The organism is Pusillimonas noertemannii (assembly GCF_003096595.1).
Lineage (GTDB): Bacteria > Pseudomonadota > Gammaproteobacteria > Burkholderiales > Burkholderiaceae_B > Pusillimonas > Pusillimonas noertemannii.
Genome location: NZ_QEKO01000004.1, coordinates 424186 through 440121, shown reverse-complemented (window position 1 = coordinate 440121; position 15936 = coordinate 424186). Strand labels below are relative to the sequence as shown.

General features: G+C 63.9%; 15 protein-coding genes. 5 read left to right on the top strand and 10 right to left on the bottom strand.

Annotated features, from left to right (window positions below):
• The first annotated feature begins 368 nt into the window (after nucleotides 1–368).
• A complete protein-coding gene (locus C7440_RS15285) occupies nucleotides 369–1328 on the top strand; it encodes a glutathione S-transferase family protein (protein ID WP_116519118.1) in 960 nt (319 codons plus the stop codon).
• A 111-nt stretch (nucleotides 1329–1439) separates the two neighbouring features.
• A complete protein-coding gene (locus tag C7440_RS15280) occupies nucleotides 1440–1868 on the top strand; it encodes a VOC family protein (protein WP_017525355.1) in 429 nt (142 codons plus the stop codon).
• 7 nt (nucleotides 1869–1875) lie between these two features.
• Here the strand turns inward: C7440_RS15280 and C7440_RS15275 are convergent, their stop codons facing one another.
• The 8 genes from C7440_RS15275 to C7440_RS15240 all read right to left on the bottom strand — a co-directional run bounded on the left by C7440_RS15275 (nucleotide 1876) and on the right by C7440_RS15240 (nucleotide 8749).
• Nucleotides 1876–2568, bottom strand: coding sequence for a Maf family protein (locus C7440_RS15275; protein WP_116519138.1), 693 nt, complete (start codon nucleotides 2566–2568; stop codon nucleotides 1876–1878).
• 83 nt (nucleotides 2569–2651) lie between these two features.
• Nucleotides 2652–4091, bottom strand: coding sequence for a pyruvate kinase (gene pyk / locus C7440_RS15270; RefSeq protein WP_116519117.1), 1440 nt, complete (start codon nucleotides 4089–4091; stop codon nucleotides 2652–2654).
• Between the two features lie 27 nt (nucleotides 4092–4118).
• A complete protein-coding gene (rlmH, locus tag C7440_RS15265; protein WP_017525358.1) occupies nucleotides 4119–4589 on the bottom strand; it encodes a 23S rRNA (pseudouridine(1915)-N(3))-methyltransferase RlmH in 471 nt (156 codons plus the stop codon).
• 22 nt (nucleotides 4590–4611) lie between these two features.
• Complete coding sequence (gene rsfS, locus C7440_RS15260) at nucleotides 4612–5004, bottom strand: ribosome silencing factor (RefSeq protein ID WP_017525359.1); 393 nt, start codon at nucleotides 5002–5004, stop codon at nucleotides 4612–4614.
• Between the two features lie 29 nt (nucleotides 5005–5033).
• Nucleotides 5034–5639 carry a nicotinate (nicotinamide) nucleotide adenylyltransferase gene (nadD, locus tag C7440_RS15255; protein WP_116519116.1) on the bottom strand — a complete coding sequence of 202 codons (606 nt, stop codon included), beginning with the start codon at nucleotides 5637–5639 and terminating at the stop codon, nucleotides 5034–5036.
• Nucleotides 5630–6538 (bottom strand): oxygen-dependent coproporphyrinogen oxidase, encoded by a 909-nt coding sequence (gene hemF, locus C7440_RS15250; RefSeq protein ID WP_116519115.1) that lies wholly within the window; start codon nucleotides 6536–6538, stop codon nucleotides 5630–5632. Before hemF ends, nadD begins: the two co-directional genes overlap by 10 nt.
• Nucleotides 6539–6564: 26 nt before the next feature.
• Entirely contained in the window at nucleotides 6565–7854 is a 1290-nt protein-coding gene (purD, locus tag C7440_RS15245) for a phosphoribosylamine--glycine ligase (protein WP_116519114.1), read from the bottom strand.
• A 163-nt stretch (nucleotides 7855–8017) separates the two neighbouring features.
• A complete protein-coding gene (locus C7440_RS15240) occupies nucleotides 8018–8749 on the bottom strand; it encodes a YebC/PmpR family DNA-binding transcriptional regulator (RefSeq protein ID WP_116519113.1) in 732 nt (243 codons plus the stop codon).
• A gap of 112 nt (nucleotides 8750–8861) precedes the next feature.
• Here C7440_RS15240 and C7440_RS15235 point away from each other — a divergent pair, with 112 nt between their 5' ends.
• Complete coding sequence (locus C7440_RS15235) at nucleotides 8862–10376, top strand: helicase HerA-like C-terminal domain-containing protein (protein WP_116519112.1); 1515 nt, start codon at nucleotides 8862–8864, stop codon at nucleotides 10374–10376.
• Between the two features lie 29 nt (nucleotides 10377–10405).
• Nucleotides 10406–11386, top strand: a complete 981-nt coding sequence (locus tag C7440_RS15230) for a quinone oxidoreductase family protein (RefSeq protein WP_116519111.1) — start codon at nucleotides 10406–10408, stop codon at nucleotides 11384–11386.
• 37 nt (nucleotides 11387–11423) lie between these two features.
• On the opposite strand, the gene C7440_RS15225 is transcribed toward C7440_RS15230, so the two are convergent.
• Nucleotides 11424–12434 (bottom strand): class 1 fructose-bisphosphatase, encoded by a 1011-nt coding sequence (locus C7440_RS15225; RefSeq protein WP_017525366.1) that lies wholly within the window; start codon nucleotides 12432–12434, stop codon nucleotides 11424–11426.
• A gap of 12 nt (nucleotides 12435–12446) precedes the next feature.
• Nucleotides 12447–15134 (bottom strand): aminopeptidase N, encoded by a 2688-nt coding sequence (pepN, locus tag C7440_RS15220; protein WP_116519110.1) that lies wholly within the window; start codon nucleotides 15132–15134, stop codon nucleotides 12447–12449.
• Between the two features lie 143 nt (nucleotides 15135–15277).
• On the opposite strand from pepN, the gene C7440_RS15215 reads away from it, so the two are divergent.
• Nucleotides 15278–15907: a DUF4136 domain-containing protein gene (locus C7440_RS15215; protein ID WP_116519109.1), complete on the top strand. Its 630-nt coding sequence runs from the start codon at nucleotides 15278–15280 to the stop codon at nucleotides 15905–15907.
• Nucleotides 15908–15936 lie beyond the last annotated feature (29 nt).

The window sequence follows — 15936 nt, the reverse complement described above, 5'->3', positions numbered from 1 at the left end:
CGAACAGGACCGTGAAACGCCTTTGCGCCGATGATAGTTGGCATTCGCCTGTGAAAGTAGGTCATCGTCAGGCTCTTACACCCCAAAGCCCCCGCATCTCAACCGATGCGGGGGCTTTGCTCTTTGTGAACAGCCACAAGCGCCTGTCACAAGCCCCCAACGGCTGCAATCCCTCTTCGCGCCTCCCACCACCGCGACCCTCGGCGGCCGCTTCTCGGCGCGCACGACTGCGGACATGACTCTTCCCCATACCGGCGTCGAGCCGGAAAACTCCGATTACTTTTTGGTATCGCTTGCCGAGATTCCGCATCTGATGCATTCCTTGTCCGGGTGCTATATTTTTTGCGGATAAGAAAAGGAGGTTTCGTATGTCTCAAAGCATGGAGCAGATTGCCACGGAGTTGCGAGGCGCACTGGGAGGCGGTGAGGTCGTGGGCGAGAGCGGCTCGAAAGAGCCTCGGTTCGAACTATTTCACGCGGCCAATTCCATTTGCTCGCAGAAAGTGCGCGCCGTTCTGGCTCATCACGGCATTCCATACCGTTCGTGCGTGTTGAATATCTTCGAAGGTCAGACCTATCTGCCGGCCAATATCAGGCTGCGCCTGATTGGTTGCGCCGAACTTGGCGGCGGCCTGGTGGCCGGCCACACGGGAAGCACTTCGGCATCGCAAGGCGGATGCGATCCAGCGGTGGTGCCGACACTGATCGATTGGGAGACCGGGCGTGTGCTGGTCGACTCGAAACGCATTTGCGTCTATGTCGATGGTATCGCGGCAGGCGAGACCACTTTGCGTCCGCAGAGCCTGCAAGACGCCATCGATGCCGAAGTGGAGTTTGTCGACAACATGCCTAATTACCAGATGCTGGCTGGAAAACCGCCTGGCGAGGATCACAGGCCCGAATCGCGCCGCAAGAGCAACGGCGTCGGCTTTGCCATGAGCAAGGTCGAGCGCTGCGATCACTACCTGAATGAGTTTGCCGATGATGCGGATCTTGTCAGAGGATATTCCGCCAAACGTTCCAAAGAGCTGCAGGCGGCCCAGCAGTTGTTCACCCCCGAGGCCATGCGGACGGCCTACGACAAAGCCGAAGCCGGGTGCAGCCATCTGGAACAGATGCTCAGTTCAGGCAGCGGCTGGGTGGTGGGCGACACGATGACCATGGCCGATTTGTATTGGGGGCTGGAATTGCTGCGTATGAAGAATATGGCCGTCGAATCGTTCTGGACCGGCGGCGCGAAGCCGGCCGTCGAGGCTTTCATCCAGAAAGTGGAATCCATCCCGGCGATCCGCTCGTCGGTGATCCAGTGGCCGGGCGCAATGTATTGAATGAATGACTTGCCTCCGGTGGCCGGCGGCAGTGGTACGATCGTGCCTGGAGCATGCGTCGAGCCACTCTTTGCTTCGAATGCGCCAGACCACACGACAAGGGGCAACATCATGGAAACACAATCGCTGCATCGAGGACGGCTGCTCGACCACATCCAGTTGGTGGTTCGCAGCCTACCCGCCAGCAAAAGGTTTTATACCGCCGTGCTCGAGGTGTTGGGCGTACCCATAGCGGGGGAATACGACGATTTCTTCTGGGCCGACGAACTCGTCATCAGCGCCGTCGATAGCGAGGCTGCGGCGGGCAAGCTTACCGGCCGCCAGCACTTGGCTTTTCAGGCTCGCGACAAGGCAATGGTCGAGGCGTTCTATCGCGCGGCCCTCGAAAATGGCGGCACCGATAACGGCGCTCCGGGATACAGGCCTTATCACCCTGATTACTACGGTGCTTTCGTGCTCGACCCGGATGGCAACAATATCGAGGCGGTCTTTCATGGCCCGGCTCAGCGCAGTGTGACGTCGGTCGAAATTACGTTCTGATCGACGCTTATATGGCGACGCCGCCTTGCTTCAGCAGGCGCGCGGTTTCGTACAGGGGCAGGCCCACCACGCCGGTGTAGCTGCCGCTGATGTGCTCTACGAACCTGGCAGCGCGCCCTTGGATCCCGTAGGCGCCGGCCTTGCCCATGGGTTCGCACGACGCGCAGTAGGCTGCAATTTCTTCCTCATCAAGCATCTTGAACCTGACCTGGGTGCGCGATACGTCGCACATGAATTGATTGCTTTGGGGCTGGCGCCACGCAGGCTTTGCCGGGCCGGCGGCAGCTCTTGCGTGGACGTCAGACCCTGGCAGTGCCAGCACGATGGCCGTATGCACTTCGTGCAATGTGCCAGACAGGCGCCGCAACATTCCGGCGGCCTCCTCCGCGTCGCTGGGTTTACCCAGCACGTCGTCGCCGAGTATCACGGTGGTGTCCGCCGCTAGCACAGGATGCACGGGGACAGGCTGGGCCGAGCGGGGCCATTCGGGCTGTGCGCCGTCTACATTCATTCCCAGCCAATGGAGGGCGCGCAAGGCTTTCTCGTGCGCGGTTCGCTGCACATAGGCATCGGGGCTTTCTCCGCGAAGCCGGGGTTCGTCCTCGCCAGGCGGCGAGGGCACATGCAGAACGGTGTGGGCGATGGCGGCCTGGCACAGCAGTTCATGCCGGCGGGGACTGGCGGAAGCCAGATAGATCATCAGGATGTCCTTGGATCGGCTGGGAGGCAGTGTCTGTAGGTGGGCGTCATCTTCGGGCGGATTCTCCCGCTCTGGGTGCATCTTCAATCCAGCTGGATCAACGTCATGCTGTCGGTTCCGATGTCGCTGTCGAGGACGCGCCCGCGGGTGAGTATCGCCCAGTCGCCCGGTTGTATCAGTTTTTTGTCCTTCAGGGCGGCCAATGCAAGATTGCCCAATTGGGCCGCTGGCATGGCGGCCGGGTCGAAGGGCATGGCATACACGCCGCGGAACAGGGCCACACGCCGCTGGGTGGCCGCGTGGCGGGTGTAGCAATAAATAGGCACCCCCGAGCGGATGCGCGACATGATGAGCGGGGTGTGGCCGCTTTCGGTCAGGCTGATAATGGCTTTTACGCCCGGGAAATGGTTGGCGGCGTACATGGCCGACAGGGCGATGGTTTCGTCGCAGCGGCCGAACACCTCGCCCACGCGGTGCTGGGAACGCGTGGTGCCGGGCTCTTGTTCGGCCCCCACGCAGATTCGGGCCATGGCGGCCACGGCTTCGACAGGGTACTGCCCTGAAGCGCTCTCGGCCGACAGCATGACCGCGTCTGTGTAGTCGAGCACGGCATTGGCCACGTCCGAGACTTCTGCCCGGGTGGGCACGGGGCTGTGCACCATGGATTCCATCATCTGGGTCGCGGTGATGACCAGCTTGTTGTGGGTGCGGGCGTGCAGGATGATGCGCTTCTGGATGCCCGCCAGGCGGGCATCGCCGACCTCGACGCCCAGGTCTCCGCGCGCGACCATGACGCCGTCGCTGGCGTGGATGAGATCGTCCAGGGCCTCGTCGTCCGCCACCGCCTCGGCCCGTTCGATCTTGGCAATGATCCAGGCCTGGCTGCCCGCTTCGCGCACCAGCTTGCGGGCCTGGTGGATGTCGCGGCCGTAGCGGGGAAAGGACACCGCCACGTAGTCCACGCCGATCTCGGCCATGGTCGTGATGTCGGCATGGTCTTTATCGGTGAGGCTGTCGGCGGAGATGCCCCCGCCGCGCCGGTTGATGCCCTTATTGTCCGAGAGCGGGCCGCCCTGTTCGACCACGGTATGGACAGCCTGCGCGTCCACGCTCTGGACCCGCAATATGACCTTGCCGTCATCGAGCAGCAGTTCGTCGCCCGGTGCGCAGTCGTGCACCAGACTGGGGTAGTCGATGCCCACGATGCGTTCGTCGCCCTGCTGCGGCGGATGCGCATTGCTCAAGGTGAAGGGCTCGCCCGCTTTGAGGGTAATGGCCTTGTTGCAGAAGCGCGCTATGCGTATCTTGGGCCCCTGCAGGTCGCCCATGATGGCGATGTAGCGGCCGTGCTTTTGCGCCAGGGCCCGCAACTGGCGCACGCGTTCGCGGTGATCGTGCGCCGTGCCGTGCGAAAAATTCAGGCGCGCGACATCCATGCCCGCCAGTATCAGTTGTTCAATGACTGCGTCGCTGGAGCTTGCCGGCCCCAGCGTGGCGACGATCTTGGTGCGGCGTTGGGCCATGCCGAAAGCCTCCGGTCGGGCGCGCCTTCAGGCGCGATGGTAGGGATGGTTGACCATGATAGCCCAGGCGCGGTAGATCTGTTCGGCCAATACGACCCGGACCATGGGGTGGGGCAGGGTTAGCGACGACAGCCGCAGCAGGCTGTCGCAACTGTCTTTCAATTGCGCATCCAGGCCGTCCGGGCCGCCTACCAGCAAGGCCACGTCCCGTCCCATTCCGCGCCAGTGCTCGAGTTCGCTCGAAAGCTTGCGGGTGGTCAGGTCTCGTCCTCGTTCGTCCAGGGCGATGCGCAAGGCGTTGGCCGGGATGGCGGCCTCGATGCGCCGCGCCTCGGCCTGCATCATCTGTGCGGGGGTCTTGCCGCCGCTTCGGGGCTCGGGCTTGATCTCACGCAGTTCGAGCGCGCAGTCGGGGGGAAGGCGGCGGGCGTAGTCTTGCCAGGCCTGTTCGACCCAGCCGGGCATGCGATGGCCGACGGCGATGACGAACAGTTTCATGGTGGCTTGCCGTTGGGGTGGGTCAGTCGTCGAGGTCGAATGAGTGCGGCATGACGGGCTGGGTCGATTGAGGCAGCAGCTTGACGCGGACGGGCTTGTCGCCCCAGACCTCTTCGAGGTTGTAGTACAGCCTGATGTTGGGCTGCATGCAGTGCACGACGATGTCGCCCAGGTCGAGCAGCACCCATTCGCCGGTGTCCTGGCCTTCGTAGGCCACGATGGTGACCTTGTTGCGCCGGGCGGCGTCGGCTACGCTTTCAGCCAATGCGCGGGTTTGCCGGTTGGAGGCTCCGCTGGCAATGACGACGCGGTCGAACAGGCTGGTGATGTGGCTGGTGTTGAACACCTTGATGTCCTGAGCTTTGACGTCTTCGAGGGCGTCTATGACCAGTCGTTGCAGTTTCTGAATATCCATAAGTTGACTATAACGTGAGGGGCGGCGATTTAGGAAGCGGCAGAGCGATACAGCCCATGACGTTCGATGTACAGGATGACGGCGGGATGGAGCAGGCCTTCGACCGATGAGCCCTCGGCCAGGCGCTTGCGGATTTCAGAGGCCGAAATCGGCATGGGCGCAAAGGGTATCTGAAGCAAGGGCCGCTGCTGCTCATCGAGCAGTGCCTGCAGGTCGGGCGGCGCGCTGGCGTCGGCCCCGGGACGGCGGGCCACGGCGATGCGCACCAGCGAGGCGATGTCGCGCCATTGGCGCCAGGTACAGAAATTGGCCAGCTGGTCGGCGCCCAGTATCCAAACATATTCGGGGCCGGCTGGAAGCTGGCGCAAGGTGTCGATGGTATAGGTCTTGCCGCCGCGCTCGATTTCGATGGAATTGACGCCAAGCATGGGCGACTGGCCAATGGCCAGCCGCAGCATGGCCAGGCGCTGGCTGGATGTGGCCGCAAGCGGGCCGCGCTGCCAGGGGTCGCTGGCGGGCAGCAGTTGCACCTGGTCGAGCGAGAGTTCGTCCAGGGCGGCCTGCGCCAGCGCCACGTGGGCCAGATGCACGGGGTCGAAACTGCCTCCCAGCAGGCCGATGCGGCTCACAGCCATTCGCGGGGACGCAGGTAGTCGTACAACTCGGCTTCGGGCGTGCCCGCCTCGGGACGCCAATCGTAGCGCCACGAGGCCAGCGGCGGCATGGACAGCAGGATGGACTCGGTGCGGCCGCCCGACTGCAGCCCGAACAGTGTGCCGCGGTCGAAGACCAGGTTGAACTCTACGTAGCGGCCGCGGCGATAAGCCTGAAAGTCGCGCTCGCGTTCGCCGTAGGGTGTGCCGCGGCGTTTCTCGACAAGGGGCATGTAGGCGGGCAGGAAGCAATCGCCGACCGAGCGGGTCAGGTCGAAGCAGTCGTCGAAGCCTTCTTGATTGAGGTCGTCGAAGAACAGGCCGCCCACGCCCCGGGTTTCATTGCGGTGCTTCAGGAAAAAATACTGGTCGCACCACTTTTTGTATGCGGGGTATTTATCGTCGCCGAAGGGGGCCACGGCATCGTGGCAGATGCGGTGGAAATGGCGCACGTCTTCTTCGAAGGGATAGTAGGGGGTCAGGTCGAGCCCGCCGCCGAACCAGAATACGTCGTCGCCGTTTCCGTCTTCAGGGGCCCGCGCGACGAACAGCCGGACGTTCATGTGAGTGGTGGGCACATAGGGGTTGCGCGGATGCAGCACCATGGATACCCCCATGGCTTCCCAGTGGCGTCCGGCCAGGTCGGGCCGGTGGGCGCTGGCCGACGGGGGCAGTGCGCGTCCCCGCACATGACTGAACAGCACCCCCGCCCGTTCAAACAGCGCACCGCCCTCGAGCAGGCGGGACAGTCCGCCGCCGCCTTCTTCGCGCGTCCAGCTGTCGGAGCGGAACGGCAAGCCGTCGGCTTCTTCGAGGGCGCGCACGATGTTGGCCTGCAGGCTGGTGAAGTAGTCGTAGGCCAGGGAGATCGGCACGGACATGGTTTCTTCCTTGTGTTCGGTGTCGGTCAGGAGTCGTTGCCGGGCAGGGCGCGCCAGCCTATGTCGCGGCGGTATTGAGCGCCTTCGAAGCGGATTTGCTGCACGACCCCGTAGGCGGTGTCTTGTGCGCGCTTTACGGAATCGCCCAGCGCGGTGACGCACAGCACGCGGCCGCCCGAGGTTCTGAGCGTGCCGTCGTCAAGCGACGTGCCGGCGTGGAATACCGTGCATTCGCCGGTGTCGGCGGGAATCGAGGTGATGGCGTCGCCGCTGCGGGGCGACTGGGGGTAGCCCGCCGAGGCCATGACCACGCCCAGCGCGGTGCGACGGTCCCAGTCGAGTTCGGCCTTTTCGAGGGTGCCGTTGACGGCGTGCTCGAAGACGGTTGCCAGGTCGCCCTTGGCGCGCATCATGATGGGCTGGGTTTCGGGGTCGCCCATGCGGCAATTGAACTCGAGCACCTTCAGGGGCCGGGTGGCGTCGGGGCCTTCGCCTATCATCAGGCCCGCATAGAGAAAGCCCGTGTAGGGATGGCCATCTTTGGCCATGCCCTGCAGGGTGGGGTGGATGACCTCGCGCATAATGCGATTGTGCAGCGCGGGCGTGATGATGGGCGCCGGCGAATAGGCGCCCATGCCCCCCGTGTTGGGGCCCTGGTCGCCGTCGAGCAGCCGCTTGTGGTCCTGGCTGCTTGCCAGCACCAGCACCTGGCGACGATCGCACATGACGATGAAGCTGGCTTCTTCGCCCTGCAGGCATTCTTCGATGACCACGCGGGCGCCGGCGGCCCCCAGGCTGGCGTCGCACAGCATGTTGTCGATGGCGGCGATGGCTTCGTCGACGCTGGCGGCCACCACTACGCCCTTGCCGGCGGCCAGGCCGTCGGCCTTGATGACGATGGGCGCGCCCTGTTCGCGAACGTATTGCCTGGCCTCGTCGGCATCGGTGAACGTGCGGTAGGCCGCCGTGGGGATGTTGTGCCGCACCATGAAGGCTTTGGCGTAGTCCTTGGAGCTTTCAAGCTGGGCGGCGGCCTTGACAGGGCCGAATATCTTGAGCCCCGCCGCCAGGAAGGCATCGACCACGCCGGCGGCCAGCGGAGCCTCGGGCCCCACCACGGTAAAGGCGATGCCCTCGCGGCGCGCGAGGTCGATAAGGTCGTCGGCAGCGCTGAGGGCGAGGTTTTCGAGGCGGTCGGACAGCGCCGTGCCGCCATTGCCGGGTGCGACGAACACTTTTTGGACGCGAGGCGATTGGGCCAGGCGCCAGGCCAGCGCATGTTCGCGGCCGCCGCCGCCTATGACGAGAAGTTTCATGTGTGATGGAAGCTCAAAAAGACGCTGCGCGCCGCGCCATGTGCGACGCGTACGGTTGCAAACGGTTTATCAGAAAGCGTAACGCGAAAATCCTGTGAAGGAATATATGGTTTTCCAGCATGGCATTGCCGCGCCCAATCGCCTTGCGCCTGCCGGCGTGGGTTCAGGCCGACTCGTCGAAGACTGCCGTGGTGTATACCTCTTGTACGTCGTCCAGGCCTTCGAGCATGTCGAGCATTTTCTGCATTTTCTCGGCATCGTCGCCGGCAAGCTCGGCTTCGTTCAGGGCCTTCATGGTGACGGCCTGTACTTCGGGCACCAGCCCGGCGGCCGCGAAGGCGGCCTTGACGGCTGCGTATTCGGACGGCGGGCAGATGACCTCGATCACGCCTTCGTCGTCGGTCTGGATGTCTTCGGCGCCGGCCTCGAGCCCGATTTCCATGACCTGTTCTTCAGAGGTGCCGGGTGCGAAGATGAATTGCCCGCAGTGGTTGAACATGAAGGCCACCGAGCCTTCCTGGCCCAGGTTTCCCCCGTGCTTGGAGAAGGCGTGGCGCACTTCGGCCACCGTGCGCATGCGATTGTCGGTCATGCAGTCGACGATGACGGCCGCGCCGCCGACGCCGTAGCCTTCGTAGCGGATTTCTTCGTAGCTGTCGCCGTCGGCGCCGCCGGCGCCGCGCGTAATGGCGCGCTGGATGTTGTCTTTGGGCATATTGGCGGCCGTGGCCTTGTCCCATGCCATGCGCAGGCGCGGATTGCTGTCGGGGTCGGGGCCGGCCGCGCGGGCGGCAACCGTGATTTCACGAATGATTTTTGTCCAGAGCTTGCCCCGTTTGGCGTCTTGGCGACCCTTGCGATGCTGGATGTTCGCCCATTTACTGTGACCGGCCATAGATAATGACTCAATATGAATGCAAAGATAAAAGGGGATTTTAACGCGTGCATCGTTATGGTGCCGGAATTACACTACGGCTGCCGTCTACAGCAAATCGATAAGGTGAAAAATGGCTGAACCGATCATTGTTGCAAAAAGCGCCGATGCGCCCGTCGTGATGCTGCCCAGGCTGGCCAACCGCCATGGCTGCATTACCGGCGCGACCGGAACCGGCAAGACCGTCACCCTTCAGGTGCTGGCCGAGGCTTTCTCGCGGCTGGGCACGCCGGTGTTCATGGCCGACGTCAAGGGCGACCTCAGCGGCATTTCGCAAGCCGCGCAGAACAGCCCCAAGCTGCAAGAACGCCTGGATAAACTGGGTCTGCCCGAGCCGCGCTGGGGCGCCTGCCCTGTTACTTTCTGGGACGTATTCGGCGAGCAGGGCCATCCGGTGCGCGCCACGGTGTCCGACATGGGCCCCTTGCTGCTGGCGAGCATGCTCGAGCTCAACGACACCCAGGAAGGGGTGTTGAATGTAGTGTTCAGCGTGGCCGACGACGAGGGCATGCTCATACTCGACATGAAGGATTTGCGCGCCATGCTGCAGAGCGTGGCCGAACGGGCCGCCGAACTGCGGCCGCGCTACGGAAACGTATCGGCCGCCTCGGTGGGCGCCATACAGCGCAGCCTGCTGCGCCTCGAGACCCAGGGCGCCGATCTTTTCTTCGGCGAGCCCATGTTCGACGTTCACGACATGCTGCGGGTCGACGCCGGCGGCCAGGGCATGGTCAATATCCTGGCCGCCGACAAACTGATGCAGGCACCCCGCTTGTATGCCGTATTCCTGCTCTGGATGCTGGCCGACATCTACGAAACCCTGCCCGAGGTCGGCGATCTCGACCGCCCCAAGCTGGTGTTCTTCTTCGACGAGGCACACCTGATCTTTTCCGACGCGCCCAAGGCCCTGCTCGAAAAGGTCGAGCAGGTCGTGCGGCTGGTCAGGTCCAAGGGTGTCGGCGTGTATTTCGTCACGCAGAATCCCGCCGACATACCCGACACCGTGCTGGGCCAACTGGGCAACCGCGTGCAGCATGCCTTGCGCGCCTTCACGCCGCGCGACCAGAAGGCCGTGAGGGTGGCGGCCGAGACCATGCGCCCCAATCCGGCCTTGGACATCACGGCGGCCATTACCGAGCTGGGCGTGGGCGAGGCGCTGATTTCGATGCTCGACGAGAAAGGCCGGCCGGGCGTGACCCAGCGCGCCTGGATGGCGGCCCCGGGCAGCCGCATCGGTCCCGCCACCGACGCCGAAAGGCAGGCGCTGCGGCAGGCCTCTCTGCTGGGCGGCAAGTACGACAAGCCCATCGATCGCGAGTCGGCCTACGAACTGCTGCAAAAGCGCGCCGAATCGGCTGCCGCGCAAAAGGCTGAAGACGGGGCGGGGCGCCCGGGCCAGCCTTCGCGTTCACAGCAAAATGCCGACGACGGCATGCTGGGCGCCGTCAATGATTTCCTGTTCGGGTCGACCGGGCCGCGGGGCGGCCGGCGCGAAGGGGCCGTGCAGTCGGTGGCCAAGAGCATGATGCGCCAGGCGGCCAACAAGTTGATACGCGGTGTGCTGGGGTCGCTGGTTTCCCGCCGTTGATTCGCACTTTTTCATCCGGAGCTCTTTACATGCAGACCGAAGCAATACGCATCACACGCCATGGCGGGCCCGAGGTCATGGAAATGGTCAGCCAGAACGCGCCCGATCCCGCCGAGGGCGAAGTCGTCATCGAGCAGAAGGCGATCGGCCTCAACTTCATCGATATCTACTTTCGCACCGGTTTGTACAAGCATCCGTTGCCGCATGGGCTGGGTTTCGAGGCGGCCGGCCGCGTGGCGGCGGTGGGCTCCGGCGTTACCCACCTGAAAGCGGGCGACCGCGTGGCTTATGCGCAAAGCCCCTTGGGTGCCTATGCAGGGGCGCGCACCATGCCGGCCTGGCAGGTGGTGAAGCTGCCGCGCAGTGTCGATTTTGAGTCGGCCGCGGCCATGATGCTCAAGGGCCTGACGGTGCAGTACCTGTTTCGCCAGACCTATCGCCTGCAGGGCGGCGAAACCATTCTGTTCCATGCCGCCGCGGGTGGGGTCGGCCTGATCGCCTGCCAATGGGCCCGGGCCCTGGGCGTGCGCCTGATAGGCACGGCCTCGAGCCCTGAGAAGGCCGAGCTTGCCAAGCGCCACGGCGCCTGGCAGGTTATCGATTATTCACGCGACGACATCGCCAAGAAAGTGCTCGAGCTTACCGACGGCCGCAAGGTTCCGGTGGTGTATGACGGCGTGGGCAAGAGCACCTGGCTGGCTTCGCTTGACTGCCTGCAGCCGCGCGGCCTGATGGTCAGCTTCGGCAACGCCTCGGGGCCCGTTGAAGGCGTGAACCTGGGCATACTGGCGGCCAAGGGCTCTTTGTACCTTACGCGGCCGTCCATCACCGACTACACGCCTACCCGGCAGAAGCTCGGCGCCGCCGCCAAAGACCTGTTCGACCTTGTGAGCAAGGGCAAAATCCGCATGGAGATCGGCCAGCGTTTTGCCCTGCGCGACGCGGGCAAGGCGCACGAGGCCCTGGCTTCGCGCCAGACCACGGGCGCCACGGTGTTGCTGCCCGAATAAAAAAGAAGGCCGCTGCCGGGGGCAGGGTCAACAGGCCCTAGTCTTCCTGGTGGTAGCGCCGTACGCGTTCGACCTCGTTTTTCGAGCCCAGGACGACGCCGATGCGCTGGTGCAGGGCCTGGGGCTTTACATCGAGGATGCGCGCTTCGCCGTCCAGCGCCGCGCCGCCCGCCTGCTCCACAATGAAGGCCATGGGGTTGGCTTCGTACATCAGGCGCAGCTTGCCTTTCTTGCCCGAGGGGCGTTCGTCGCGCGGATACATGAAGATGCCCCCGCGCGTCATGATGCGGTGTACGTCGGCCACCATGGAAGCGATCCAGCGCATGTTGTAGTCTTTGCCCAGCGGCCCGGTCGAGCCGGCCAGGCAGTCGTCGATATAGCGCTTGACCGGGGGCTCCCAGTGCCGCATGTTGGACATGTTGATGGCGAATTCGGAAGTATCTTCGGGGATGGTGAGGTTTTCTTCGGTAAGCAGCCAACTGCCCATTTCGCGGTCGAGCGTGAAGGCGGCCACGCCGTTGCCCAAGGTTAGCACCAGCATGCTTTGCGGGCCGTACACGGCATATCCTGCGGCAACCTGCTGGCTGCCCGGCTGCAGGAAGTCGCTTTCTTCGATATCGCGCCCCGGGGCGTCATGGGGGGCGTGCAAGACAGAGAAGATCGTGCCTATCGACACATTGACGTCGATATTCGATGAGCCGTCGAGGGGATCGAACAGCAGCAGGTACTCGCCCTTGGGATAGCGGTTGGGGATGCGGTGCAGGGTCTCCATTTCTTCAGAGGCCATGGCCGCCAGGTGCCCGCCCCATTCATTGGCCTCGAGCAGGATCTCGTTAGACAATACGTCGAGCTTTTTCTGGACTTCGCCCTGGACGTTCTCGCTGTCGAGGCTGCCCAGCACGCCGCCCAGTGCCCCCTTGCTGACGGCATGCCCGATCGCCTTGCAGGCGCGTGCCACCGTTTCGATCAAAAGCCGGACTTCGGCCGGCACGGTCTGGTGGGTACGCTGCTGTTCAACCAGATATTGGGTAAGCGTCTTGCGGTTCAAGAGGGACTCCTGTCAGATGTTCAAGGCTTTGGAGACGATCTCGGCGACGTTGCGCGAGAGCGGTTCATGTTGCTGTATGCGCTGCAATGCACTGTGTACTGCGTCGCGATTCGAGGGTGCGTAGCGGGCCCAGCTGTCGAAGGCACGGGCCAGGCGGGCTGCGATCTCGGGGTTGAGCGCATCGAGGGCCAGAACCTGTTCGGCCCAGAATTCGTAGCCCTCGGGCCGATGCACGCCCAGCATGTTGTTCATGCAGAACTGGAAGATCAGGGATCTGGCCCGGTTCGGATTGCGCAGGGTGAAGGCGGGGTGCAGCATCAGGGCGCGGACGGTGTCGGTCCGGGTGGCGCATGCCGTGGCCTGCAGGGCAAACCAGCGGTCGACCACCAAGGGGTCGTGCTGCCATTGCTCGTAGAAGTGGCGCAGCGCCCGCGTTGCGGCGGGCGTGTCGCCCTGGCCGACCAAGGCCGAAAGGGCACCCATGCGGTCTGTCATGTTGCGGGCGCTCTCGTATTGAGCCTGCGCCAGGCTTTCGGCCTGCGGATGCCGGCCCGCCGCAAGATAAGCCAGGGCGAGGTTCTTGAGGGCGCGGCGGCCCGACGATACGGCGTCGGGGCTATATTCGCGGGGTTCGGCCGCGGCGCAGGCCTGGTAGATGGCGAGCCAGGAATCGGCCAGGGCCTGGCCAAGGCGGGCCCTGAGGTCTTCACGGGCCTGGGCTACGGCCAGGGGATCCATGGGGTCGGTTTTTTCAAGCAGCGCCTTGGTGGCCGGCAGGGTAAGCACCCGTGCGCGATAGGCGTCGCTAAGGGCCGGGTCGTGGAGCAGGGCGCGCCAGGTCTCGATGAGTATGGCGTCTTCCTGCTTTGCAGAGCCCGACTGCGACATGGCCAGCAGCTGGCGCGAGGCAAGCTCCTGGCCGGCCTCCCAGCGGGCAAAGGGATCGGTGTCGTGGCGGGCCAGCAGGGCCAGTTCGGCGTCGTCGCGGTCGTACTCGACTATGACCGGCGCCGAGAAATCGCGCAGCAGCGAGGCCACGGGCCTTTCGGCGATGTCGGGAAAGGTCCAGGTCTGGGATTCGGCACACAGGTCGAGGACGACGGTTTCATGCTCTTGACCTTCGTGGCGCAAAGCCAGCGCCTGCCCCTGGGCGTCGAGCAGGCCCAGGGCGAAAGGGATGTGCAGGGGCGGCTTTTCGAGGGGCGGCGATTGCAGCTTCTCGATGCCCACGGGCGGGCAATGCTGGCGCAGGGTGATGCTGCACAGGCCCTGGTCGGCGTCATGCTGCAGCGTGACATGCACGCGCGGCGTGCCGGCCTGCGAATACCAGCGCCGGAAGACATCGAGCGACTTGCCGGGATGGCGGGCCCGATAGACCGAGTCCATGGCGTCGACGAAGTCGTCGCAGGTAACCGCCTGCCCGTCGTGGCGGCGGAAATACTCGCGTATTCCGGCCTGGAAGTCCTCTTCGCCCAGCAGCGTATGCTGCATGCGTATGACTTCGGCGCCTTTTTCATACACGGTGGCGGTGTAGAAGTTGGCGATTTCCTGGTAGCTTTCGGGGCGGATGGGGTGGGCCATGGGGCCCGCATCTTCGGGAAACTGCGCCACGCGAAGGGCGGTGACGTCGTCGATGCGCTTGACTGCCCGGGCGCTGCGGGCGGCGTCTTCGGACAGCCCATGGGCCATCATGTCGGCCGAAAACTGCTGGTCGCGGAAAACGGTGAGCCCTTCTTTGAGCGACAGCTGGAACCAGTCGCGGCAGGTAACCCGGTTGCCGGTCCAGTTGTGGAAGTATTCGTGGCCGATGACGCTTTCGATGCCATGGTAGCTGGCGTCGGTCGCTGTGTCGGGTTCGGCCAGCACGTAAGACGAATTGAAGATGTTCAGGCCCTTGTTTTCCATGGCCCCCATGTTGAAGTCGCGCGCGGCGACGACCATGAAGCGATCGAGGTCGAGCTGCAGGCCGAATCGCTGCTCATCCCATTGCACCGAACGGTGCAGGCAGTCGAGCGCCCATTCTGTTTTGTTGCGCGAGCCCTTGTCGCTGTATATCTGCAGCAGCGCGTTGCGACCGGCGCCCGTGCGGATGCGGCGCTCGAGGCAGTCGAAGCTGCCGGCCACCAGCGCAAACAGATAGCAGGGCTTGGGATGGGGATCTTCCCAGACTGCCTCGTGACGGCCGTTTTCGAGCTCGCTGCCGGCGACCAGGTTGCCGTTGGACAGCAGCAGCGGGTAGGCGGTTTTGTCGCCGCGCAGGGTGACGGTGTAGCGCGACATGACGTCGGGCCTGTCGGGAAACCAGGTAATGCGCCGAAAGCCCTCGGCCTCGCATTGGGTGAAGAGGCTTTCGCCTGAAACGTAAAGACCCATCAGGGCCGAGTTCTGGGCCGGCCGGCATTCGCTGGCTATTTCGACGATGAATCGGGCGGCTTCCGGGAAGAGGGTGAGCGTTTCGTCATCGAGCCGGTATTTGCCGGCATCGAGCTGGGTGCCGTCGATGGACACGGAGACCAGGCTCAACTCTTGCCCATTCAGTACCAGGGGCGGCAAGCCGCCGCCGTCGCGTTCGACTTCGAAACGCGCATGCACCCGCGTACATTCGGCGTCGAGATCGAATTGCAACGCCACGCGCGGCAAGCGGTAGGGGTAGGGCTGGTAATCGTGGCGTGAGATGGCGGGAGCGGTGTCTGTGCGCATGGAGGAATCGGTTGGCCGAAGGTTCATGAATACAATGTATTGTAGTGGTTGGGTGCCCTGGGCGGTACCGCTTGCGGCACTGCAACCTTTTGCATCGCGGCGAGTCTGAACCCTGACGATCTCCACCTTTCGGGAGCAAGGTTATGTTGCAACGCACAATCAAACTGGCTGGCGAATGGTCGCGCATGCTCTTGGGCATCGCGGCACTCATGGTTTTGGCGGGGTGCGCCTCTACACTGTCGGCGCGCGTTACCACTTTCCAGCAGTGGCCGGCCGATTCCCAAGGGGCCCATTACCGTATTGTTCCGCCATCGGGCGACACGCTCGAGGTGCAGGCGTTTTCAGACATGATACGGGCGGCGATCGGACGTACCGGCCTGGTCGAGGCCCAGGGCGAACAAAAGCCGCGTTTCGACGTGCATTTCGAATATGGCGCCACAGTGTCGCAGGAATGGGTCCAGCGTTTTCATGATCCCTATTTCGACAACTTCGGGCCCTGGGGCTGGGGCGGATATTACGGCGGCTTCAGGGGCTGGGGCGGCGGAATCTATTACACGCCCACGGTTGTCAATGTGCCGGTCCAAGTCAGCAAAAACACGCTTACCGTCATCATCCGCGACAATCAGCGCCAGGGGGCGCAGGTATATAAATCGACGGCTGTCAGCACCGCGGGCAGCTTGGTCGAGGTCATGCCTTATTTGGCCCAGGCGGTATTCGACGGGTTTCCGGGCAACAATGGACAGGTGCGAAACATCACCTACGAATTGCAGTGATGCGGGCGCTCTCAAGCGCCCGTCGCGGG